Below are 23,627 nucleotides of genomic sequence, written 5' to 3'. Positions count from 1 at the left end.
AAGTGTGATGTCAATTATAATAGTGTTTCGGTCGGCTAATTTTTATATAATTCACGGATTTTAATTTTTTTCAAACTACCTTAATTCGAACTTCAAGTTTCTTCCAATTTAATATTCAAACGAAATGTACTTCAGTTAATTGTTCAGCTGTTAATTTTAATAAAAAGGCAGTTTGCTTTTATCACAATTTGAGAATAGTTTTTGGAAAATAAAAAGAAATAGCTAACTTTATAAAAGTTTTTACTCACTTAAATACCAAACAATTGTTCAAAAAACCCCTTTATTTTCTTCTCTTTCTATGTAGTGCTACTGTTGTTTTTGGACAAATAAAAAAAGATACTATTGCACTTTCTGAAGTCACGTTGAAGGGTTCACCTATCAAAAATGCACTTCAAAATGTTGCCTCCTCCGTTTCGGTGATTACTACAGCTGACATCAATAAAAGTGACGGAATTATACTGACTCCGGTTTTAAACAAAATCCCTGGCGTTACGATGCAACAAGGCGCTTTGAATACCAACAGAATTACTATTCGTGGCATTGGCGCGCGATCTCAATATGGAACGAATAAAATAAAAGCCTATTTTGATGGGATCCCATTGAGTTCCGGGGAAGGCGAAACTACTATTGATGATATAGATTTGGTTTCAATCGAAAAAATAGAAATTATAAAAGGGCCAAACTCCACAAGTTTTGGTTCCGGTTTGGGCGGAGTGATTCAGCTGTTTTCAAGAGAAACACCTTTGTTGGAATCGTTTGGAAAATCAACGATCACTTTTGGAAGTTTTGGGTTGTTGCAGCAACGTCTTTCGGCAGGATACAGCGATTCTAAAACGAATGTATACACAAGTTTTACGGATTTGCAAAGTGACGGATTTAGAGCCAACAGTTCTTATAACAGAAAATCATTTAATCTCCAAGGCAAACAAAAAATGGCGCCCAACGGCAGTTTGTCATTTTTGGGAATTTTCACCCGATTGAAAGCTTTTATTCCAAGTTCAATAAATGAGACGGATTTAAAAAATAATCCTGAAAAGGCAGCCAGTACTTGGGCGGCAGCACAAGGTTTTGAGTCGTATGATAAATTCATGCTCGGATTGGGATACGACCATCAGTTTTCTCAGAAATGGTCCCTACAAACCAGTGTTTTTTCTAATTTTAAAGAGGCGTACGAACCCAGACCTTTTGATATTTTAGATGAAAAAACAAGTGCTGCAGGTTTTCGTTCCAACGTAAATTATAAAAACCGATTGTTTTCTTTGCCATTTGAACTGAGTTTTGGTGCCGAATTATTAACGGAAAAATATCAATATTCATTATTTGAAAACGAATACCAATCACAACCGGGTCAAGGAAGTATAAAAGGTGACGAATTTAGCGCCATTAAACAAAACCGGAATTACATCAACTACTTTTTACAAATGGAATTTTGGATTTCAGAAAAGCTGCATCTGGAAACTGGAGTTGCATTAAATACAACCAAATATTCAGTAGAAGATGTTTTCGAAAATAATTCTGGCGGGCAAAAGATGCCATTTACTTTTGGAAATGTTTGGTCGCCAAGAGTTGGTTTATCTTACAAAGTAAGCAATGGAAAAAACATATTTGCATCAGTAAGCAAAGGATTTTCGGTTCCATCAGTTGCAGAAACATTGACTCCCGAAGGTCAAATAAATACGGATTTGAAACCAGAATTGGGTTGGAATTATGAATTGGGTTTCAAAGGAAATTGGCTTAAAAGTAAAGTATACACGGAAGTAACGTTTTATACCACACAAATCAAAAACCTATTAGTGGCACGACGCACCGCCGATGATCAGTTTGTAGGGATTAATGCAGGGAGCAGCTCGCATACTGGGTTAGAATTCTTGGTTAATTATAAGCTGTTGGAATTAAACAAACTTCAAATTACGCCTTATTTTTCAGGAGCGGTGAATAATTTTAAATTCAAAGAATTTTTGGATGGTGATGCGAATTATTCGGGAAACCAACTTACGGGCGTTCCTGAAAAGCAATTTAATTTTGGGGTAGATTTAAACACAAAAAACGGATTTAGTATCAACTCATCTTTCCGAACGATGGGTAAAATTCCGTTAAACGATTCCAATACAAAACACAGTGAACGGTATTCGTTGCTTGATATTAAAACTACTTATGTTTTTACGATTCTTAAAATCCTAAAAACAGAGTTGAATGCTGGAGTTAATAATGCATTGGACACCAAATATGCAGCTAACATTTTGCCTAATGCAGTAGGATTTGGTACTGCTGCTCCACGTTATTTTTATCCCGGAAATCCTGTAAATTTTTATGGAGGTTTTTCAGTGTCTTATGTTTTTAGGTAAGGATGCTAACCCAAATTTTATTTTTTAATGGCGGCTACCTCTTTCTCTGTAACGATTTTGGTTTGTTTATTACCCCAAGAAGTCATCACGTAGTTCATCACATCAGCTACTTCCTGATCAGAAAGGCCCATCGCCGGCATGCTGCTATTGTACTTTATTTTGTTGACAATTATTTCGCCGCTTTGTCCAAATTTTACGGCAGTAATACTCTGATTACGTTTGTTTTTTAGCCAATCGGAGCCTGCTAGAGGCGGAAAAGTTTTAGTGTCTCCTTTGCCGTTCACACCATGGCATTGCATGCAAAAATCAGCATAAATTTCTTTTCCGGGTGACTGAAGTTTTGAAACAACAGCGGTTTCAGTATTCAAGTCAATATAGTTGTCTGTGGAAAATGGGTTTTCGAATGAGAAGCTTCCCAATACAAACACTCCAAATCCTAAAAATAATTTCGTTGTCAACATAGTTTAATTAGGTATGATTTTGAGTATTCCCTTTCCTTCGACGCCCATATAAATATAGCCGTCCGGACCTTGTGCCACATTGCGCACACGACCAATATCGGTTGCAATTTTTTGTCTGCCGATAACTTCATTGCCTTTCAGTTTTACCAATTCCAGATATTGGAACTTTAAAGAGCCTACAAGCAAATGTCCTTTCCAGTCCGGATATTTATCACTGGTAACAAATGCCATTCCGCTTGTAGCGATAGAAGGCAGCCAATAATAAATTGGTTTTTCAATCCCTGGTTTTTCGTTTTCTTTACTAATGGTTGTTCCGTCATAATCGATACCATAGGTAACAACTGGCCATCCATAATTAGCCCCTTTCTTGATGATGTTGATTTCATCTCCACCTTGAGGACCGTGTTCATGTGCCCAAATTGCTCCTGTTGTGGGGTTTTTTGCTATTCCTTGCGGATTCCGATTTCCGTAAGTGTAAATCGCTTCTTTTACTCCAGCCTGACCCACAAAAGGATTATCTTTAGGAATACTACCGTCATCATTTAATCGGTATATCTTTCCGCCATCGCGTTTGATGTCTTGGGGATTTACAAAATGTTCGCCACGCTCTCCTATTGAAAAATACAGATAGCCATCATTATCAAATACAATTCGGGAACCAAAATGCTGCCCTTTTGTGGTGTTGGGAGTGGCTTTGTAAAGCGATTCGATTTGTGTCAGACTTCCGTCCAATAGTTTTGCTCGAATGAGTTTGGTGTGACCGCCGGTGCCATCCCCTTCATCCGAAGCATACGTCATATAGATCCAGCCATTTTTTGCATAATTAGGATGTAAAGCAATATCTAATAGTCCGCCCTGTCCACGAGAATATACTTTGGGAACATTTTTAATTTCAGTTTTTGCGCTATTTTTGATATGATACAGAATTCCGCTTTTTTCAGTTACCAACATTGAGCCGTCAGGCAACCAAGTCATTCCCCATGGAATAGCAATATCAGAAGCTACGGTTTTGAGCGTATAGTTTTTTGCTTCGTCTTTGATAGCAAGATCATTTGGTTTTACTTGTGCCTCGCAACCGAAAGAAAGGAATGAAATAATCATAAGAGAGGCTAGTGCTGTTTTTTTCATGAGTATGATTTTTAATCTTTTTTTTAAAGAAATCTTCTTAAAGATAGTAAAAGAGGAATTAAAAATTCAATCAAGCATTTAATTTTGCTTAGAATTAACAAAATAAAGCGATTGGAATCCTGTTTTTGTAGCGAGAAATGAACTCAAAATTTAGAATTGCACATAAAAAACCACCTAAATAATTAGGTGGTTGAAATGTAATTTACTTATTTCTTAACGCTGTATTTTGCGGTTCTAGCGTCTTTGATTACCCCTTTCCAGTTTAATCCAAAACCAAAATCATACACATTCCCAGCAGCATCTTTATAGGGTGTCATGTCGTGAGGAACGTCTTCCAATTGTTTTTCAACAGTTGTCATGTTCAATGGCATTTGCAAAGGCAACAATCCGGAAGGTTCTGTTTTACCCGAAACAATATCCAACAAAGCTTCTATTTGTACGCCAAATTCTCCCACGATAGCATCGACTTCTTTTTCAAATTCCCCAAAAACCATTGGATTAGAAATATTCACAGACACTAATACCGGCTTTCCACTCATGGCTTTTTTAGTTTCCAGAATGGTGTTTAAATCCGGGTACGAATTTGATTTTGATGTTTTATTCCAATACGAACGGTTGGTAATCGTTGGGTCAATCACAGGATCTCCAGCAGCAATACTTTGCGCTCTGGCATCGACTGCGGTATAGTCTTTTAATTGCAAACTAATGGGCACATATCCATTTCCACCGGCTTCTCTATCGGCTCTACTGTATCCTCCGCTTATCGGACTTTTGATAAATACAATGGCGAAATCTGCTTTAGCAGGATCATCCGTTACCGTATAATATTTTTTAATCAATTCTAAATTAACCGGATATTCAATTTTTTCTGATGATGGTTGACCAAAAAAGTTGATTCCCGCCGGAGTAACTCTTTTTGGGATATAAACTGTCTTTCCTTTTGCAATTGGCAACGTTTTATTTTGATTTTTAATCATCACAACAGACTTCAATTGCGCGTCGTATCCTGCTTTCATAAAATAAGGTTTCCCCACAATAGCTTTGGTCTCCATAGGGTCTAAATAGGAGTTTTCGAACAATCCCACTCTGAAAATATTCAAAAGCAAACGAACCGCTGATTGCTCAAAACGCTTGCGCATGAATGGTTCACCGTGTTCTTTTATTCCCATTTGGTACGCTTCCAGCACCGGATTAATATCATTATTCCCGCCAAATTGATCGACCCCTGCCATCAAAACTTTATAATGTCTTTCGGCAATACTTAATTTTTCAACACCCCAAGATTTCCCCGAGAAAACATCAGGAGTATGGCCTTCATCTGCAGTAATCAGCCAATCCGTACAAACGACTCCTTCATAACCGTATTGATCTCTTAATAAATCCGTAATGATGTATTTACTGAATCCGTTTCCAACATTCTCACCGTATTTTTTATCCTGACCATACGAAATCGTGTAATACGGCATCACTGCTGAGGCTTTTTTAGTACTGCCATTCAATTTAAAGGCACCCTCTGTAAAAGGTTTTAAATGAGTTTCGAAATTATTTCCCGGATACACTGCAAATTTTCCGTATGCAAAATGACCATCACGACCACCTTCTTCCGGACCTCCACTTGGCCAGTGTTTGATCATCGCGTTGACACTTTGATTTCCCCATCCTTCATAAGCAGCAATCGATTTTGGTGATGTTTGAAATCCATCCACATAAGCTCTTGCCATATCTGTTGCCAGTTTTGGGTCTTCGCCAAAAGTACCCACAAAACGATTCCATCTTGGTTCTGTCGCCAAATCAATCTGTGGGGATAGCGCCGTGGTGATTCCCATGGCTCTGTATTCTTTGGCTGCAATAGCGCCAAATTGTTCTGTGATAGTGGCATCAAAAGTAGCGGCTAATCCTAATTCTTCCGGCCATTGTGATATAGCGCCACCGGAACCGGCATTGTATTCAGCATCTTTATTGGCTCCATTTCTTGGATCAGAACTGTTATTAGAAGGAATTCCCATCCCAATGCCTTCAACTAATGCTTGTATATTATTATTCCATGTTGCTGCCACTATTGGACTTTCAACAGAAGTCATTAACACATGACGTAAATTGTCTTTGGTTAAAAATGCAACTTGCTGATCGGACAAATCAGATGATTTTGCACCACTTTTAGAAAAAGATTTTTCAGTATACGTTCCGGCAAACATTCCGGTTTCAGGTGCCGGAATAGCCTGATGACGGCTGTACAACATTAATCCGGCCATTTGTTCTACTGTCATTTTGGTGGCAAGATCTTTGGCACGTTCCGCTACCGGTTTTCTCCAATCTTCATAAATATCTAATTTCCCATTTTTGTTGAGGTCTTTAAAAGCCAAACCGTCTACTTGTATGATTTTAATGCCTGATTTTGGAGAATATCCTAATGTTTGTCCTCCTTGGTTTTGAACAATGTTATGGGAGTCTTTAGGCGTTTCCGTCCATTTTTTTTGGGCATACGTTTGCATTGCAACAAGTAAAATCAACGCAGGCAGTACAATTCTTTTTTTCATGTTCTGGTTTTTGTATTTGGTAATTAAATAGCTAAATTATGGTGGTTTATGTTTTGTAATCGTATTTTCAAAGCGCAAAATTGTAATCAACACCGCTTTCTGTTGCTGTCGAGTTCACGAAAAGGATTTCAAATATAATAAATATGTGTCATATCAACGCAATGAGATAAAAATATTTTCTAAAAAAAGATGGAAACTCTTTAAAAATAAACTATTTAACGCTGGTTTTCACTTTTAATGTAATCTAGTGGTTTTTCAATTGCACCGAATTAAAGGGAAGTTTTTAATCGTCTTATTTTAACCGTTTTTTTAACCGTGTATTAACAAAAGGAGTTATGGAGGAGATTTTAAGAAGACAAATTGAGGAAAGTGTGCAAATAACGGATGGTGAATTTCAATTGGTACCCTCTTGTTTTTCGGTTGGTAAATGTAAAAAGCACCAATGCATTTAGGGTTAATCTACAATACAATGGAGATTGATTCTTCTTGTTTGTTCTGTTCTTTCCTTGAACAAATAGGATTTTAAAATTGTCTGTTGTCATAACTTTTGGTTTAAGTTAGACGTACAATTAGTTACGATAAAAAAAGTGATGCCTTTTAGAAAAAGAGATGTTGCCTAATATGTTGCCTTTTTTTGTAAAATAAGTTGGCAAGTTGGCAGAAGTCAAAAATTCTCTCTTCTCTACTGAATCATCATGAAGTCTTGCTTTCACTACCGCCTTAAAACAAAAAAGACCTTACATTGCTGTAAAGTCTTTTTAAAAAGCTCCCTCTCTTGGGCTCGAACCAAGGACCCTCTGATTAACAGTCAGATGCTCTAACCAACTGAGCTAAGAAGGAAACTGTATATTTTTATTCTGGTAATGAATGAACGTTTTTGGGTGTTTATTAGTGAGGTGTGGTTCACTTGTAAAGCGGTGCAAAGATAGGGCTTAATTTGATTTCTGCAAGCAAAAATAAAAATTTTTTCAATTTTTTTTACTTCCCTACAATTGCCTTGTAAATGTCGTTTCCGTTAGCGAATAATAACAGTGTTATAAGTAATACGAAACCAACCATTTGCGCATTCTCTAAGAATTTATCACTTGGTTTTTTACCGCTGATGATTTCATATAATAAAAACATTACATGGCCACCATCAAGTGCTGGGATAGGCAATAAGTTCATTACACCAAGCATTATCGATAACAAAGCCGTGATGTTCCAGAAAACTTCCCAGCTCCATGTATTAGGAAAAATATTGTAAATAGCAGCAAAACCACCTACTTGTTTGTAAGCACCCGTACTTGGACTGAAAATCATTTTTAATTGTTTTCCGTATCCTATTAATTGATCTTTCCCTTTTGTAATCCCTACCGGAATAGATTCTAAGAAACCAAATTCCTGCTTGCTTACTTTGTAGTAGCCCAATTTTTCAAGTGAAGCTATACTTAATCCGCCTAATTGCACACCTAGTGCTGCATCTTTGTTTACAAAAACCTGAAGTTGCTCTTCTTTTTGATCACGAAGAACAGTTGCAGAAATGGTTTTGTTTTTGTTGTTTTCCAAAACCGTTTTTACCTGGTCAAAATATTTTGTTGGTTGTCCGTTAAGCGCAAGGACGATATCCTTTGGCTGTAATGAAGTGTTTTTCGATCCATCAGTAACAGATCCTATAACAAAAGGTCTTCTGATATCCAGCAATGTGCTTTTTCCCTGTTTTGATAATTGGTCCACAAAATTATTAGGCATTTTGATAGCTTGCTGAACTCCATCTCTTTCTATCAGCACCTCTTTTGCCATGATAACTTTCATAGTAAGATCATTATCAAATTTGACGATTTTTTCACCATCTACAGATACAATGTGATCGCCAGTTTTGAATCCGACAGTATTCATAACTGGACTCTCGATCAAAAGTCCGTCTTTCAAATCTTCATTAGCGATATAGGTATCGCCATAAGCAAATGCCATTCCGATATAAATGATAAATGCCAAAATGAAATTCACAGTAACGCCACCCAACATAATAATCAAACGTTGCCAAGCCGGTTTAGATCTAAATTCCCAAGGTTGCGGTGGCAAAGCCATTTGTTCCTTATCCATACTTTCGTCAATCATTCCGGAAATTTTCACATAACCACCCAAAGGCAACCAACCGATACCGTATTCAGTTTCGCCAATTTTCTTTTTTAGAAGGGAATATTTAACGTCAAAAAATAAGTAGAATTTTTCGACTCTGGTTTTAAACAGTTTAGCAGGGATGAAATGTCCTAATTCGTGAAGTATAATAAGTAATGATAAGCTCAATAAAAATTGAGAAAGCTTGATAACTATGTCCATTTTTTAATTTTAGTTCTTTTACAACTCACAAAAGTAAGGTTTTCTATTTGTTTAATTTACAATAATTGTTCCATAAGATTTTAAATATTTGTTAATTAATGGAAATTCAATCTCTCGTTTCGCTGGTGTCCCTTAACTTTACTTTTTTTAAAATAAAATTCTATTTATCTTCATTTAAATAATATACTTAAATCAATACTATGCCATCTCAATTATTTTTACCACTCCAAATAAAAAGCATCACGCTCAAAAATAGAATCGCTATTTCTCCCATGTGCCAATATTCTGCTCAAGATGGCTTTGCCAATGATTGGCATCTCGTACATCTGGGAAGTCGTGCCACCGGAGGAGCGGGATTAATCATTCAGGAAGCGACAGCGGTTTCTCCCGAAGGCAGAATTTCTCCAGAGGATTTAGGACTTTGGAAAGACGAACATATCGAAAAAATGCAACAGATTAATCGTTTTATTATCAGCCAGAATTCAGTTCCCGGAATCCAATTGGCGCATGCCGGAAGAAAAGCAAGTGCCGCAGCTCCCTGGGAAGGCGGAAGAAAATTAGACGAAACACAAGGCGGTTGGAATACCGTGGCGTCAAGCGCCGTGGCATATCATGACAACGAAAAAGCACCTATTGCATTAGATAAAAGGGGAATTCAAAAAGTAATTGCTGACTTTAAATCAGCCACAAAAAGAGCCGTTCAAGGGGGCTTTCAAGTGTTGGAAATCCATGCCGCTCACGGGTATTTGTTGCATCAATTTCTATCGCCTTTGTCAAATTTCAGAACGGATGAATATGGCGGAAGTTTTGAAAACCGCGTCCGTTTGACACTCGAAATAGTGGAAGCAGTTCAATCAGAATGGCCGAACAACCTGCCTCTATTCGTTAGAATTTCGGCTACAGACTGGGCGGAAGGCGGTTGGAGCATCGAAGAATCAGTACAGCTTTCGAAAATACTAAAAGAAAAAGGAGTGGATTTAATTGATGTTTCTTCGGGAGGATTAGTCTCACACCAACAAATTCCTTTAGGTCCAAATTACCAAGTTCCTTTTGCGGAAAGCATAAAAAAGGAAACTGGAATGATGACAGGCGCAGTTGGTTTAATCACCGAAGCCATTCAAGCCGAGGAAATTATTGCTTCAGGAAAAGCAGATATAGTATTATTTGCCAGAGAATCGCTTAGAAATCCGAATTTAGGGTTGAAATTTGCCGAGGAACATCATGCGAATATCCAATGGCCAAAACAATACGAAAGAGCCAAAATTAAATAATACAATTCGTGTTTGACGTAAATAAAAATTAAATGCAAAAAATTAAAACTGCTTTGCTTTCCTACGGAATGTCCGGAAAAGTATTTCATGCTCCCTTTTTAAACTTCCATCCCGGATTTGAACTCCTTGGTTCTTGGGAAAGAAGTAAAAAATTAATACATCAGGATTTCCCTTCGGTGAAAAGTTACGCCACGATGGAAGAGATATTGGAAGATGATGTTGATCTGGTGGTAGTCAATACGCCTGTAGAAACACATTACGAATATGCCAAAAAAGTTTTACTGGCCGGGAAACATGCTTTGGTCGAAAAGGCATTTACCACAACCGTTACCCAAGCGCAGGAATTAGCGGCTTTGGCCAAAGAAAAAGGATTGAAACTGGCCGTTTTTCAAAACAGGAGATGGGACAGCGATTTCAAAACGGTGCAAAAAATTATTTCGGATAATGTCCTTGGCGAAATTGTGGAAGCCGAATTCCATTTTGATCGCTACAATCCGATTTTAAGTCCAAAGCAACACAAAGAAACGGCCAATTCTGGTGCTGGAATTCTGAAGGATTTAGGTCCTCATTTAATTGATCAGGCGTTGTGTTTGTTTGGTTTACCACAATTCGTTTTTGCAGATATCCGCATCACAAGGGAACATTCCTTGGTAGATGATTACCTTGATGTTTTACTGTATTATTCCAACTTTCGTGTCCGATTAAAAGCGGGGTTTTTTGTACGCGAAGCCATTCCGTCTTTTGTGGTTCATGGTAAGAAAGGTTCTTTCTTGAAAGCGCGTGGCGATGTACAGGAAGACGAATTAAAACTAGGTATGAAACCAAATCTGGACACCTGGGGAACTGAATCTTCAGACAAAAAAGGTTTTTTGCACACGGAAATAAACGGTGACATTGTAAAAGAATACATACCAACACTTCAAGGAAATTATTATGATTTTTTTGACGGTGTTTATAATGCTATTTTAAATGATAAACCAGAGCCAGTAACGGCACAAGATGGCGTACATGTGATGCAAATTATTGAAGCCGCTATTCAGAGCAGTGCCCAGAAAAAAGGTGTTGATTTGCAAAATTAACCGCAAATTTGCGAATTTTAAAGTATAAAAATGAATTCGCAAATTCGCGGTTATCACTTTTTAGAAGTTGTAATCTGTGTTTTTTATAAACAATAACGTTGTATTTTTAGACACATGCGTTATTTTAACGCAATGAACGATTGCTTTTTGTAATTTTGTCAAGTTAAATTTAAAAACTCAATTGTCTTGATCGATCTCAATTTTATATCCCGATTTAAAACCAAAGCCAAATACAAGAAAACGTATAAAAATGCTAAGGTTTCGTATCTGAACAGAATCCGTTGGGCGGTTTCGATGTTCTATTTTGGAATGGGTTTGTGTTTTGCCACTTGGGCCAGCCGAATACCTGATATAAAAACAGCATTGCATTTAAGCGAAGGCGATTTAGGAACTATTTTGTTCGCTTTACCATTAGGACAATTAGTGATAATGCCTTTCTCTGGAAAATTAGTTACCCGTTTTGGAAGCCATCGAATCTTGATATTTTCCCTGTTATTTTATATTTTTAGCCTGACAAATTTGGGATTAGCTGTTCAGGCTTGGCAATTGTCATTGGGATTATTCGTGTTTGGAATCTTTGGTAATTTATCGAATATCGCTGTTAATACTCAAGGTGTTTATACCGAAGTGCTGTTCAAGAAAACCATCATGTCCTCTTTTCATGGAATGTGGAGTTTTGCAGGATTCACAGGCGCTCTGGTAGGATTGGGAATGTTAGCCTTTGAATTAACACCCTATATTCACTTTCTTATTGTTGCCGGAATCGTACTTTTGATGATGGCTTTCAACTATAAATTTTTAATAAAAGCGAAGGAAACTATCAAAACAGAAAAGGAAAAATTCTTTTCAAAACCGGACAGCGCTCTAATTTGGCTAGGAATAATCGGGTTTTGTTGCATGGCCAGTGAAGGCGTGATGTTTGACTGGAGCGGCGTTTATTTCAAAGATGTCATCAAGGCACCTGGACCATTAGTCATTTTGGGATACACCTCATTTATGATTATGATGGCGGGCGGACGATTCTTAGGAGACGGTCTCATCCATAAATTTGGCCGAAAAACAGTCTTGCAAATTAGCGGTGTCATGATTTCGGCAGGACTTTTTACAGCGGTATTTTTCCCTTTTCTCATTCCTGCAACTATTGCATTCATGTTTGTCGGATTGGGAGTTTCCACCATAGTACCCACAGTGTACAGCGTTGCCGGAAAAAACCCAAACGTTTCTCCAAGCGTAGCGTTAACCACAGTTTCTAGTGTCAGTTTTCTGGGATTTCTAATGGGTCCGCCAGTTATTGGGTATATAGCTGAGTTGTCGAGTCTGCGATTTTCATTTGCATTCATCGGTGTTTTTGGGATTCTCATTGCATTCATGGTTTCCCGAATCAAAGCAATCGAATAAATATTTTTTATTAGGAGCACAACAATTCCTTTTCCATAAAAGACAATCACCCGCTGTTCGCAGTATCTTTTTTAAACGCAACGCTTTTAGAGTTCAAAAACGCTGAAAGGGTTCAAAGCGTTTATAAAAAGGATACTTGCTGCCATCGGGGCTACTCAATACGTTTGTTTTTTCTAATAATTTTTTCAAATAGAAGTTACTAAAGCCAATTGAATTAAATTATTTTTATTGAAAATCAATAAGTTACTATTTTTTCCGTATATTTAACATTATAATTCTTTCAAGAAATAGTTTGATTGTATGCTGGATTTTAAATACCACTTTTTTCAGTATTAAATTATTAGGATTTATACCATTTTTCCAAAATTCATTTTTTAATTATTTCCAAGTTGTTATTCCATTTCGGATGACGCTTTCTATGCTTTTTGTTCAACCGTTAAAAGGAATTTTAACGGTTTAACTTCTCGCTAGGAATAAAAAAAATAAAAATCCTCTAGACCAAAATTTCAGTAATTATATACCATCATCATAATTTGAATATATGAATAAATTCTACATGATTTTTTTCTTTTTCGTTCAAATAGGATGCATTACGGCACAAAACAAAACGGGATTTTTTGGAAAAGTAATGGACTCCAAAACGCAAAATCCGTTAAGTTTTGTAGTCGTCAGTATTCAAAATACGACTTTAATGCAACTCACTAAAGCAGATGGTAATTTCAGTTTTGATACCGTTCCCACAGGAAATATTTTATTTTTGGTACACAGTCAAGGTTTCAAAGATGCCTTGTATCCTATAGAAATTACCCAAGGAAAAATGCTGGATTTAGGAACTATAACTTTAGAAGAAGACCAATCCACAGAACAGCAAAGCAGTTTAATAACACTTATAGAAAGTGATTTTAGTGATGACAACAGCAGTTCCGAAAGTACTTCTGGATTGTTACAATCCTCCCGTGATGCTTTTTTGCAAGCAGCGGCTTTCAATTGGGGACAAGCTCGTTTTAGAGTTCGCGGATTAGACAGCGAGCATTCCACAATGATGATCAACGGCGTTTCCATGAATAAAATCTATGATGGCAGACCCCAATGGAGCGAATGGGGTGGATTAAATGATGCGCTCCGCAATCAGGAATTCACACTTGGAACCACACCTTCGGATTATACGTTTGGCGGAATTTTAGGAACACAGGAAATCAACACGCGAGCCTCTATTTACAGACCCGGCTCCCGAATTTCATTTTCAGGGACCAATACTAATTACAGTTGGCGCACGATGGCAACACATGCTTCCGGAATGAATTCCCGCGGTTGGGCTTTTGTAGTTTCGGCAGGGAAACGCTGGGCACAAGAAGGCTATTTTGAAGGAACAAATTATAATGCGAATTCTTTTTTTATAAGTCTCGAAAAAAAATTAAACGAGAAACATTCGTTGAATCTAACGGCAATGTACACGCCCAATTCCAGAGCTAAAAATTCCCCAAACACAGCCGAAGTAACCCAACTGACCAATGTAAAATACAATTCCTATTGGGGTTTTCAGGACGGTGAGAAGAGGAATGGACGCATAAAAACCATTGAAGAACCCACGATTATGCTGAATCATTATTTTAAAATCAATGATAAAGCCAATCTGAATTCGAGTGTGATGTATCAATTTGGAAAAATTGCCAACAGTAATATTGATTATCAAAATGCGAATAGTCCGGATCCAACATATTACAGAAAAATGCCCAGTTATTACAGCTCTCTTTATGCCCCGGATAACGGAGAATTTTCGGGTGAATTCACCCCAGATTATGAAAATGCGGAGAAAAGTAAAGCTCAGTTCTTAGCGTATTCCCAAATCGATTGGACGGCTTTATACCAAGCGAATCAAAATCCAGTTTTTGATAGTAGTGGATCTATTTCAGGGTATGAACCGGCAAAAAGTAATTATGTTTTGTATGAAGATCAAGTAGAAGATCAAACGGCGGTGGCTACAACGAATTTGAGTGCGCAACTGTCAGAAAATATTTTTCTGAATGCCGGAGCGTCTTTCAAAAAACTAAAATCGCACAATTCTCAAAAATTATTAGACTTGCTTGGCGGTTCTTATTTTGAAGATATCGATGCTTTTTACAGCGGGAATCAATCCCAGTCTGATTTGAATAATCCAGACCGACAAGTAGTCGTTGGAGATACGTACGGATACAACTATAATTATTTTGCCAATACTGTAGAAGCGTTCACCCAATTTAAATTCACCTAGAATAAAGCAGATTTTTATCTGGCTCAGAATTTTTCAAGTGCCAATTATCAAAGGGAAGGATTATACAAAAACGGAATTTACGAAACCAATTCCTTCGGAAAAAGCGAGAAAGTTACGTTTGAAAATTTTGGCTTCAAAGCCGGATTCAATTTGAAAATTTCCGGCAAAGAAATGGTCACTTTCAATGTGGCACATTTGACCAAAGCACCTTCTTTGAGAAATACGTTTGCTAATTCCCGACTGAATAATTCGATTGTAGACGGACTCGAAAGTGAGAACATCAGCAGTTTGGACGCCAGTTATGTTTATCGCTCTCCAAAACTGAAAGCCCGATTGACGACCTATTATGCGCTGATTAAAAACGCGACTCAAATTTCCTTTTTTTATGCTGAGGGAATTTTTGATGACGGAGCGGGTTATTTAAATACCGATGCTTTTGTGAGTCAGACATTAACGCAGTTGAATAAGAAAAATATGGGTGGAGAGTTCAGTTTGGAATACCAATTAAACCCCACGTTTAAAACCACTTTTTCGGCGGCTTTTGGGGAATATACGTATGACAGCAATCCAAAAGTGACTTTGACAAATGATGCCGAAGCTTCTTTGGAAAATACCAGTCCGGTTTTTGATTTTGGAACGGCCGTACTAAAAAAATACAAACAAGCGGGAATGCCACAACGAGCGTATTCATTGGGAATTGAATACAGAGATCCTAAATATTGGTGGATTAGCGCCAATGTAAATTATCTCACCAATAGTTATATCGATATTTCTCCTATTTCCAGAACCGAAATATTTTATAAAAATCCCGCAAGCGGTTTCAATTTTCCAGAAGCGACGGAGGAAAGAGCCGCAGTACTATTAAAACAGGAAAAATTTGACCCAACGATGTTATTGAATCTCGTGGGTGGAAAATCATGGCTGATTTATGGAAAGAATGTTGGGGTTTTTGCCAGCATCAATAACGTACTTAATGTTTCCTATAAAACGGGCGGTTATGAACAAGCCAGAAATGCTAATTTCAGACAAATCAATCAGGATGTTTCCAGCGGTACGCCTTCTTTTGGTCCAAAATATTTCTATGGATACGGAAGAACGTATTTCGTGAATCTTTATATCAATCTATAAATTAAAGCATATGAAATCAACATTCTACAAATCCTTTTTATTTTTGCTGTTGACAATTATATTCGGCAGTTGCGTAACGGATGAGGTTGCTGCACCGAAACTTATTTGTACGCAACCAGATTTAGTGACCAATAAAGCAGTTAGCGAAGTTCACGCTGCTGCGAATGCCATTGTAACGCAATACAAATACGATGATATAATCGAGGCGTATGTGGTTTCCAACGATGAATCGGGGAACTTTTTCAAGTCGATTTCCTTTCAAACTTTGGCAACAGCCACAACTCCAGCCATAGGATTTAGTGTTCCCGTGGATGCTACAAATTTGTATATTGATTACAGACTGGGCAATAAAGTATATATAAAGTTGAAAGATCAATACACGGATATTTCGTTTGGAGGCATGCGCATTGGGAGCATTTTTGTGAATTCTTATAATGAAGGCGGAGTAGGTCGACTTTCTCAAAATGAGTATAAAAAAGTACTGAATGCTTCCTGTACGAGTGTTAGTGAGGACTTGTTGATTCGGTCCATTTCGATGTCGGAATTGCTGAACGATTCTAATTTGAATACGTTGATCGAATTGTCAGATGTTCAATTTACAGCCACCGCAATAGGACGTCATTATTTTGAAGAAACTAATAATGTGGGTGGCGCTACGAATTGGGGTTTGATGGATAAATTGGGCAATCAAGTCTATTTTAGAACGAGTAGTTTTTCTGATTTTGCGACTAAAGTAGTTCCCAATGGAAGTGGAAAAGTAAAAGGAATTTTGACGAAATATGGAACCGATTATCAACTGTTACCGCGCTCTGAAAAAGATGTTGTGATGACAGGAACAAGGACGATTCCTTTTTTCTCAGAAGATTTTGAAACAGTGATTGATAAGTCGAATTTGAGTCTGCCGGGCTGGGCGAATATTGTCCAAAAAGGAACGCTTTTCTGGAAAGGCACGGTCTATTCCGGAAACGGTTATGCCGAATTTAATATCACAGGAACCAAAGTCGTTTCGAATGTGGCTTGGTTGATTTCGCCAAAAATTGATATGGATGTTCACACGAAAGAAGTCCTGACTTTTAGAGCAGCCCAACATCATTTAGATGTCGATTCCCAGTTAAATTCTCTGGAAGTTTATGTTTCCAGTAATTTTGACGGGTTGAATGTGGCGACAGCAACTTGGACTCCATTAGTTGCCAATTTACCCAAACAAGCAACCCCTTGGTATCAGTTTATAGGAAGTGGCGCAGTAGATTTATCTTCGTACAAAGGTAAAATCAACATTGCTTTTAAATATACTGGTTCCGGAAAAAACCTGGCTTTGGATGGTGCTTTTCAAGTAGATGATGTTCAGGTTTTTGGGTATAAATAATTTTTATAAAAGGCTTGGCTTGAATTACTATATTTGCAGCCTTAACATTTAAATTAAATTATGAAATCTACTTTATTAGCCCTAATTTCTTTATTATTTGTTTCTTGTTTATCGGATAATGAAGCATCTAAACCTGTTGATTACACCGTTCAAAACGAAAAAGAAATTGTGGATTACATTGCCAAAAATAAATTGACTGCCACAAAAACCGATTCAGGGTTGTATTATGTGGTTAATGAAGCAGGAACAGGTGCGCAACCAACAGCTTCATCTAATGTAACGGTAGCTTATAAAGGTTTTTTTACCAATGGATCTGTTTTTGATGAAAGTAAAGCAGAAGGAATTTCTTTTGGATTAAATCAAGTAATAAAAGGTTGGACAGAAGGCATTCCCTATTTTAAGGAAGGTGGAAACGGAGTTCTTTTAATTCCTGCTCATCTGGGTTACGGAAGCAATGGTAGCGGACCTATTCCGGGAGGTTCTGTTCTTGTTTTTGATGTCAAACTGATTAAAGTAAATTAGTTCAAGGCTATTATAAAATCACAAAAGGCTGTCTTTTCGGACAGCCTTTTGTAGTTACTTATTTTTTGATTTCAACGATGCTTATCGCATAACCTCCACCAGGAGCACTGAGTTGTGACAGTTTCGATTTATTAGTTACCGTCATTTTACGAATCGTATACGCTTGCGGATTGGTTTTATAATGTGCATCCTTGGCATCTGCGTAAATGGTGGCTACATATTTTTTTCCTTTTTCCAAGAAATCAAATTTGATCGTTGAGGTACGGGAAGGATCACCATTTACATTACCGATAAACCAGTTGTTCGTCACTTTTGCTTTACGCGCAACGGTAACATATTGACCTGGTTCTGCTTCAAGGTATTTGCTGTCTGTCCAATCTACTGCTACATCTTTGATAAACTGAAAAGCATCCGGAAAGCGATCGTAATTTTCCGGTGTATCAGCTGCCATCTGCAACGGGCTGTACATCGTTACGTACAATGCCAATTGATTTGCAATCGTACTGTTGACATGAGAATTATTATCTGGATTTAATTTGCTTAAGTCCATTTCAAAAATTCCCGGAGTATAATCCATTGGCCCACCTACTAAGCGGGTAAAAGGCAATACCGTTACGTGATTGGGTTTAGAACCCCCAAAAGCTTGATATTCTGTTCCTCTTGCGGCTTCGTTACCAATTAAATTGGGATAGGTTCTGGAAATACCCGTTGGACGAACCGCCTCGTGCGCATTCAACATAATTTTATACTCGGCCGCTTTTTCTAAAGCATATTGATAATGATTGACAATCCATTGGCTGTAGTGGTTTTCGCCTCTTGGCATGATATCACCCACATAGCCACTTTTTACGGCATCGTACCCATTGTCTTTCATAAACTGATAGGCTTTGTCCATGTGGCGCTCATAGTTACGCACAGAACCGGATGTTTCGTGATGCATAATCATTTTAACGCCTTTTGATTTGGCATATTCATGCAATCCTTTAACATCAAAATCAGGGTATGGAGTCAGAAAATCAAAAACATAATCTTTCGAGTGTCCAAACCAGTCTTCCCAACCTTCATTCCAGCCTTCGACCAAAACGGCATCAAAACCGTGTTTAGCTGCGAAATCAATGTATTTTTTCACATTAGTGTTGTTTGCACCGTGTTTTCCATTTGGCTTGGCTTTTGAAAAATCAGTTACGCCAAGTTGTACCGTAGGAAATTCATCCGTGTACGCCCAAGAGCTTTTTCCAGCAATCATTTCCCACCAAACACCTACATATTTAACGGGTTTTATCCATGATGTATCTTCAATTTTAGAAGGGTCATTCAAGTTTAACGTCATTTTTGAAGCCAGAATTTCTCTTGCGTCATCACTGACGATTATCGTACGCCAAGGCGAATAGTTTGGAGCCTGCATATAGCCTTTGTCCCCTTTGGCATCTGGTGTTAACCAGGATTCAAAGATCATTTTTTTATCATCCAGATTTAAATGCATACAAGAATAGTCGATTAGTGCCGCTTCATGCAAATTGATATACAATCCGTCCGCTGTTTTTAGCATGAGGGAAGTTTGAACTCCTGTTGAAGAAAAAGACTTTTGAGAAACATTTGCGGTAGTTGCTTTCTCGGACAATCCTCTAATTTCAGATAACTTTGAGGTGGTATAATCGTATTCTTGAGTGTCATAATCTCCGGGAATCCAAAACGCAGTATGATCGCCTGTCATGGCAAACTGGGTTCTTTCTTCTTTGATTACAAAATAAGTAAGGTTTTTTTGCGAAGGGAATTCATAACGGAATCCTAGACCATCGTCAAACAAACGAAAACGAATCACAATTTGTCTGTCCGTTTCTTTTTGATTTAAGGTTACTGCCAATTCGTTATAATGATTGCGAATGGAGGCAACTTCTCCCCAAACGGGTTTCCAATTTTCATCAAATGTTGCAGTTTTTGTATCAACAACAGTAAAATCATTTAACAACGATTTTTTGTCGTTTTTTAATTCAAGACCCAATTTACTTGGTTTTACAACGGTTTTATTTTTGTAAGTTAAACTGTAGCTTGGAGTTCCGTCATTTTGTAAGGAGAATTCCATTACAAATTTTCCGTTTGGTGATTTTAACTGCTGCGATTTTGCAGGGCTAAAAAACGCGAGCCACGCAAGGGCTGTGAAAAGAAATTGCTTCATTTTTTAAATAGAATTTGATAAATTAATTTTTCAGATTTGGTAATAAGTATGTCGAAAGTTTTAAAGTCATAAAGTCAAAAGTCTTATTGTGGCAAAAAATAATTATATAATACCTTTGTTATTAACAAGATATTTTAAATTAATATTGTTTTTTCTAGATTTTAAAATATGACATTAAATTACATATAGTACTTAGCATGTGATTTTCACGAAATCGATTTATTGAAAACCCAAAGTTTTAATCCGAATTCCGAATTTCGAGAAAGTAAAAGTAAACGCTTTATGCACTACATATTTTCATCATTATAAAAAAGTAGACTGTGTTTCTATTTTTTATATGCAAGGTACTGAATATAGGTGCATTATGTAGATTTAGAACTTAAAAAAAGTGGTAGATTTATAATAAAAAAAAGGTCTTCGAGATTGTTTTAGACTTTAATATTTCCTTGAAAAACAGAATTTCACTATTTTAAAGAGGTTCCTATCCGCATTACTTTTGCTTCAAATTCCTCACGTGGACCCGCTGCTTTGTTTTTGAGTTGCGAACGATAATTGTAAATAGTGGATACCGAATACCGAAGGAAAGTTGATATTTTTGCGCTATCCTTGATGCCCAAACGAATGAGTGCAAAGATTCTTAATTCCGTATTCAGGAGTTCGCCTTCCTTCAATTGTGTTGCTTCGTCATCAATCAATAAAGCACTGAATTCTTGTATGAAATTAGGGAAAAGTTGCAGGAAAGTCTTGTCGAAATTCGTATAAAACGCTGCGAGCTGATTTTCGACAAACTGTTTCGATTTTACGGCACTGACTAGGTCGTTCATTTTTCCTGTCATTGCCATGACATTCAATTTTCGGCGGTATTCGTCTAACTTGCCTATATAGTCCGAACACTGATCCATGTAGCGGCCAATGTATATTTCCTTTAAAAGATTGGCTTCAGTCAGCGTATAATTGGTTTCGTTTAACTTCTCATTGAAGGTGTATAATTCTTTATTCAATTCCGAAAGCTTGCTGTTGGCTAAACTTAAATCCTGCTTTGCTTTGGACAATTTCTTCATTTGCTTAAAAAGTAAAAAAAGAACCGCCAACAAGAACACCGATAATATACTGGCACTTATCAAAAACAGAATTAATTGAAGTCGATTGGTTTCATTTTGTTTTTGATACGCCTCGTTGATAATGGGCAACATCTTCGATATTTCATACGTCCGTAAGCGCGCATTACAAAAAAGGGCATCTTCAAGAGAACGTTTAATATATTTATAAGCGTGGTCTATATCTCCGTTTTCATACATTATAAAAGCCAATGAACGCAACGAAATATATTCTTTCTTAGCCAACTGCAAATCGGAAATAGCAGAAATTGTTAACCATTTTTTCTCCTGCTTAGGATCTTTTTTTCCGCGATACGCCTGGGAAATAATATAGGCAATAACAGCTCGGTCGTGACTGTTGTGAGCAATATTCGGAAAATACTTTAGTAATAAAGCCAGTGTTTCATTGTGTTTTTCAGCATCAAGAAGCATACTGGACTTCGCCATAATATACGGACTCGATTGTGTAGGATAAAAAATTAAGGAAGAATCACGGTACTTCTTGGTTAGTACAATATACTTTTCTTTTTCCTGAAGCGAAGCCGCATAATCTGACATATACCCGTAAACGACACTATTAACGGTAAAATAATAGCCTTTTAGTTCGGGCGAAGTATTGATGTCGATTGTATTAAGAATATCAGTTGCTTCCTTGTACATTCCTAATGTTCCCATTATGGAAGCCAGATTTAATCGGGCATTATTAATCTTTTGAATGTCATTTAGTCTTTCGGCTATTTGAAAACTCTTTCTTGCATAAATTAAGGCTGAATCCGACTGATAGGATTTATATTCAGCATATAATTTTCCATAAATATCATATTTTTGAATTTCAGTAGAAGTGTAGGACAGCAGCTCTTTTAGTTTGTTGATTTCACGCTCTTTTTTATTGGAATAAACAGCATAATCATCTACTGTTTTGTCTAATTCATCCAACAATTCATCAGAATTATTTTGGGCAAAAATAAAAACAGGAAATAGAAATGCAATAAGTATTGTCAGAAAGCGATTCATTCAAATGGAATTAAATTCATGTAAAAATAATTAAAAATCTAGACTAACTCCTAAAACTCGAATCGTAATAAAGTTAGAAAAATTAAATTGAAAAGGAAGCTTGCAAAGGATTTACACTATTTTATAGTTTCATTTTTTATTTCGAATAAAGTGAAGTCTTTACCAATAATAATGGATGTTCCTTTCAAAAAACTATCATTATTCACAGCTTCTGACTTTTTATAAACCCAGAACTCCATAAGTCGCTCACAAATCATTAAATTTGTAACTTATTCAAAGACATGTTAGAAAAAGAAGTAATAAATTTCGAAAAAACGGCTATAGTTGGTGTTATAACTCAAAATCAAAGTGAAGAGAAACTAAACGAATATCTTGACGAATTAGAGTTTTTGACCTTTACCGCTGGGGGCCAAGTAGTGAAACGTTTTTCACAAAAAATGGAACGTCCTAATCCCAAGACTTTTGTTGGAACTGGAAAAATAGAGGAAATCAATCTTTTTGTAAAAGAGAATGATATTTCGACTTTGGTATTTGATGATGAATTATCACCTTCCCAACAAAAAAATATATCTAAAATTATCGATTGTAAAATCCTGGATAGAACGCACCTTATCCTGGATATTTTTGCGCAACGCGCCGAAACTTCGTATGCAAGAACGCAAGTAGAATTAGCACAATGCCAATATTTATTACCAAGACTTTCCGGAATGTGGACGCACCTTGAGCGTCAAAAAGGGGGAATTGGAATGCGTGGACCTGGAGAAACGGAGATTGAAACAGACAGACGTATTGTTCGGGACCGAATCGCATTATTGAAAGAGAAAATAAAAACCATCGACAAGCAAATGGGCGTGCAACGCGGTAATCGTGGCGCAATGGTTCGTGTGGCTTTAGTAGGATATACTAATGTGGGAAAATCGACTTTGATGAATGCCGTAGGGAAAAGTGATGTTTTTGTAGAGAACAAACTTTTTGCAACTTTGGACACCACCGTTCGAAAAGTGGTTATTAAAAACTTGCCTTTCTTACTTTCGGATACCGTAGGTTTTATTCGAAAACTACCAACACAATTGGTAGATTCTTTCAAAAGTACACTGGATGAGGTTCGTGAAGCCGATTTGTTATTGCACGTAGTTGATATTTCACATCCTGAATTTGAGGATCATATCGCATCGGTAAACCAAACGTTATTGGACATCAAAGCCAATGACAAACCGGTAATTATGGTTTTCAATAAAATCGATGCCTACAAGCATTTGACTATTGATGAAGATGATTTAATGACGGAGAAAACGCCAAGACATTACACGCTGGAAGAATGGAAATCGACTTGGATGAGTAGAGTAGGCGAACAAAATGCATTGTTTATCTCGGCTACCAATAAAGAAAATTTTGAGGAATTCAGAGAACGTGTTTACGAAGCCGTACGACACATTCACATCACCCGTTTTCCGTACAATAAGTTTTTATATCCGGATTATAAAGACGCTGTTGAGAAAGAAGAAGAAAATGAAGAATTAGAATAAAAATGA

General features: G+C 37.0%; 16 protein-coding genes and 1 tRNA gene. 9 read left to right on the top strand and 8 right to left on the bottom strand.

Annotation, left to right across the window (positions count from 1 at the left end):
- The first annotated feature begins 263 nt into the window (after positions 1-263).
- On the top strand, positions 264-2,345 hold the full coding sequence (locus tag E0H99_RS02100; protein ID WP_131990709.1) for a TonB-dependent receptor family protein: 2,082 nt from the start codon (positions 264-266) through the stop codon (positions 2,343-2,345).
- Positions 2,346-2,362: 17 nt separating this feature from the next.
- On the opposite strand, the gene E0H99_RS02095 is transcribed toward E0H99_RS02100, so the two are convergent.
- The 6 genes from E0H99_RS02095 to rseP all read right to left on the bottom strand — a co-directional run bounded on the left by E0H99_RS02095 (position 2,363) and on the right by rseP (position 8,793).
- Positions 2,363-2,806 carry a c-type cytochrome gene (locus tag E0H99_RS02095; protein WP_131990707.1) on the bottom strand — a complete coding sequence of 148 codons (444 nt, stop codon included), beginning with the start codon at positions 2,804-2,806 and terminating at the stop codon, positions 2,363-2,365.
- Between the two features lie 3 nt (positions 2,807-2,809).
- Positions 2,810-3,934 carry a PQQ-dependent sugar dehydrogenase gene (locus E0H99_RS02090; protein WP_131990705.1) on the bottom strand — a complete coding sequence of 375 codons (1,125 nt, stop codon included), beginning with the start codon at positions 3,932-3,934 and terminating at the stop codon, positions 2,810-2,812.
- 206 nt (positions 3,935-4,140) lie between these two features.
- Entirely contained in the window at positions 4,141-6,471 is a 2,331-nt protein-coding gene (locus E0H99_RS02085; protein ID WP_131990704.1) for a glycoside hydrolase family 3 protein, read from the bottom strand.
- Positions 6,472-6,818: 347 nt separating this feature from the next.
- Positions 6,819-7,013 (bottom strand): hypothetical protein, encoded by a 195-nt coding sequence (locus tag E0H99_RS02080; RefSeq protein WP_131990702.1) that lies wholly within the window; start codon positions 7,011-7,013, stop codon positions 6,819-6,821.
- A gap of 224 nt (positions 7,014-7,237) precedes the next feature.
- Positions 7,238-7,311: transfer RNA gene (locus tag E0H99_RS02075), tRNA-Asn, on the bottom strand.
- Positions 7,312-7,449: 138 nt separating this feature from the next.
- Positions 7,450-8,793, bottom strand: a complete 1,344-nt coding sequence (rseP, locus tag E0H99_RS02070) for an RIP metalloprotease RseP (protein ID WP_131990700.1) — start codon at positions 8,791-8,793, stop codon at positions 7,450-7,452.
- Positions 8,794-8,993: 200 nt separating this feature from the next.
- On the opposite strand from rseP, the gene E0H99_RS02065 reads away from it, so the two are divergent.
- The 7 genes from E0H99_RS02065 to E0H99_RS02040 all read left to right on the top strand — a co-directional run bounded on the left by E0H99_RS02065 (position 8,994) and on the right by E0H99_RS02040 (position 17,808).
- Complete coding sequence (locus E0H99_RS02065; RefSeq protein ID WP_131990698.1) at positions 8,994-10,064, top strand: NADH:flavin oxidoreductase/NADH oxidase; 1,071 nt, start codon at positions 8,994-8,996, stop codon at positions 10,062-10,064.
- A 32-nt stretch (positions 10,065-10,096) separates the two neighbouring features.
- Positions 10,097-11,143 carry a Gfo/Idh/MocA family oxidoreductase gene (locus E0H99_RS02060; protein WP_131990696.1) on the top strand — a complete coding sequence of 349 codons (1,047 nt, stop codon included), beginning with the start codon at positions 10,097-10,099 and terminating at the stop codon, positions 11,141-11,143.
- A gap of 186 nt (positions 11,144-11,329) precedes the next feature.
- On the top strand, positions 11,330-12,541 hold the full coding sequence (locus tag E0H99_RS02055; protein WP_131990694.1) for an MFS transporter: 1,212 nt from the start codon (positions 11,330-11,332) through the stop codon (positions 12,539-12,541).
- A gap of 541 nt (positions 12,542-13,082) precedes the next feature.
- Entirely contained in the window at positions 13,083-14,792 is a 1,710-nt protein-coding gene (locus E0H99_RS17600) for a carboxypeptidase-like regulatory domain-containing protein (protein WP_317128642.1), read from the top strand.
- Positions 14,793-14,942: 150 nt separating this feature from the next.
- A complete protein-coding gene (locus E0H99_RS17595; RefSeq protein WP_317128641.1) occupies positions 14,943-15,920 on the top strand; it encodes a hypothetical protein in 978 nt (325 codons plus the stop codon).
- A gap of 10 nt (positions 15,921-15,930) precedes the next feature.
- Positions 15,931-17,286: a DUF5689 domain-containing protein gene (locus E0H99_RS02045; RefSeq protein WP_131990692.1), complete on the top strand. Its 1,356-nt coding sequence runs from the start codon at positions 15,931-15,933 to the stop codon at positions 17,284-17,286.
- Between the two features lie 60 nt (positions 17,287-17,346).
- Entirely contained in the window at positions 17,347-17,808 is a 462-nt protein-coding gene (locus E0H99_RS02040; RefSeq protein WP_131990690.1) for an FKBP-type peptidyl-prolyl cis-trans isomerase, read from the top strand.
- A 58-nt stretch (positions 17,809-17,866) separates the two neighbouring features.
- Here E0H99_RS02040 and E0H99_RS02035 read toward each other — a convergent pair whose 3' ends face one another.
- Both E0H99_RS02035 and E0H99_RS02030 read right to left on the bottom strand, forming a co-directional pair.
- The gene (locus tag E0H99_RS02035) at positions 17,867-19,984 is read right to left on the bottom strand and encodes a glycoside hydrolase family 97 protein (protein ID WP_131990688.1); all 2,118 of its coding nucleotides are present in this window, start codon (positions 19,982-19,984) and stop codon (positions 17,867-17,869) included.
- A 464-nt stretch (positions 19,985-20,448) separates the two neighbouring features.
- Entirely contained in the window at positions 20,449-22,095 is a 1,647-nt protein-coding gene (locus E0H99_RS02030) for a DUF6377 domain-containing protein (protein WP_131990686.1), read from the bottom strand.
- Positions 22,096-22,376: 281 nt separating this feature from the next.
- On the opposite strand from E0H99_RS02030, the gene hflX reads away from it, so the two are divergent.
- Positions 22,377-23,621 carry a GTPase HflX gene (gene hflX / locus E0H99_RS02025; protein WP_131990684.1) on the top strand — a complete coding sequence of 415 codons (1,245 nt, stop codon included), beginning with the start codon at positions 22,377-22,379 and terminating at the stop codon, positions 23,619-23,621.
- The last annotated feature ends 6 nt before the right edge of the window (positions 23,622-23,627 follow it).

It is taken from the genome of Flavobacterium sp. GT3P67 (assembly GCF_004349155.1).
Taxonomy (GTDB): Bacteria; Bacteroidota; Bacteroidia; order Flavobacteriales; family Flavobacteriaceae; genus Flavobacterium; species Flavobacterium ranwuense.
The sequence above is the reverse complement of the archived record's forward strand: the minus strand, read 5'-3'. Positions and strand labels throughout refer to the sequence as shown.

Coding starts and splice junctions, on each gene's coding strand:
- E0H99_RS02090 (WP_131990705.1), bottom strand. CDS start 3,934: ATGAAAAAAACAGCACTAGCCTCTCTTATGATTATTTCATTCCTTTCT.
- E0H99_RS02030 (WP_131990686.1), bottom strand. CDS start 22,095: ATGAATCGCTTTCTGACAATACTTATTGCATTTCTATTTCCTGTTTTT.
- E0H99_RS02095 (WP_131990707.1), bottom strand. CDS start 2,806: ATGTTGACAACGAAATTATTTTTAGGATTTGGAGTGTTTGTATTGGGA.
- E0H99_RS02040 (WP_131990690.1), top strand. CDS start 17,347: ATGAAATCTACTTTATTAGCCCTAATTTCTTTATTATTTGTTTCTTGT.
- E0H99_RS02035 (WP_131990688.1), bottom strand. CDS start 19,984: ATGAAGCAATTTCTTTTCACAGCCCTTGCGTGGCTCGCGTTTTTTAGC.
- E0H99_RS02060 (WP_131990696.1), top strand. CDS start 10,097: ATGCAAAAAATTAAAACTGCTTTGCTTTCCTACGGAATGTCCGGAAAA.
- E0H99_RS02085 (WP_131990704.1), bottom strand. CDS start 6,471: ATGAAAAAAAGAATTGTACTGCCTGCGTTGATTTTACTTGTTGCAATG.
- hflX (WP_131990684.1), top strand. CDS start 22,377: ATGTTAGAAAAAGAAGTAATAAATTTCGAAAAAACGGCTATAGTTGGT.
- E0H99_RS02080 (WP_131990702.1), bottom strand. CDS start 7,013: ATGACAACAGACAATTTTAAAATCCTATTTGTTCAAGGAAAGAACAGA.
- E0H99_RS17600 (WP_317128642.1), top strand. CDS start 13,083: ATGAATAAATTCTACATGATTTTTTTCTTTTTCGTTCAAATAGGATGC.
- E0H99_RS02045 (WP_131990692.1), top strand. CDS start 15,931: ATGAAATCAACATTCTACAAATCCTTTTTATTTTTGCTGTTGACAATT.
- rseP (WP_131990700.1), bottom strand. CDS start 8,793: ATGGACATAGTTATCAAGCTTTCTCAATTTTTATTGAGCTTATCATTA.
- E0H99_RS02065 (WP_131990698.1), top strand. CDS start 8,994: ATGCCATCTCAATTATTTTTACCACTCCAAATAAAAAGCATCACGCTC.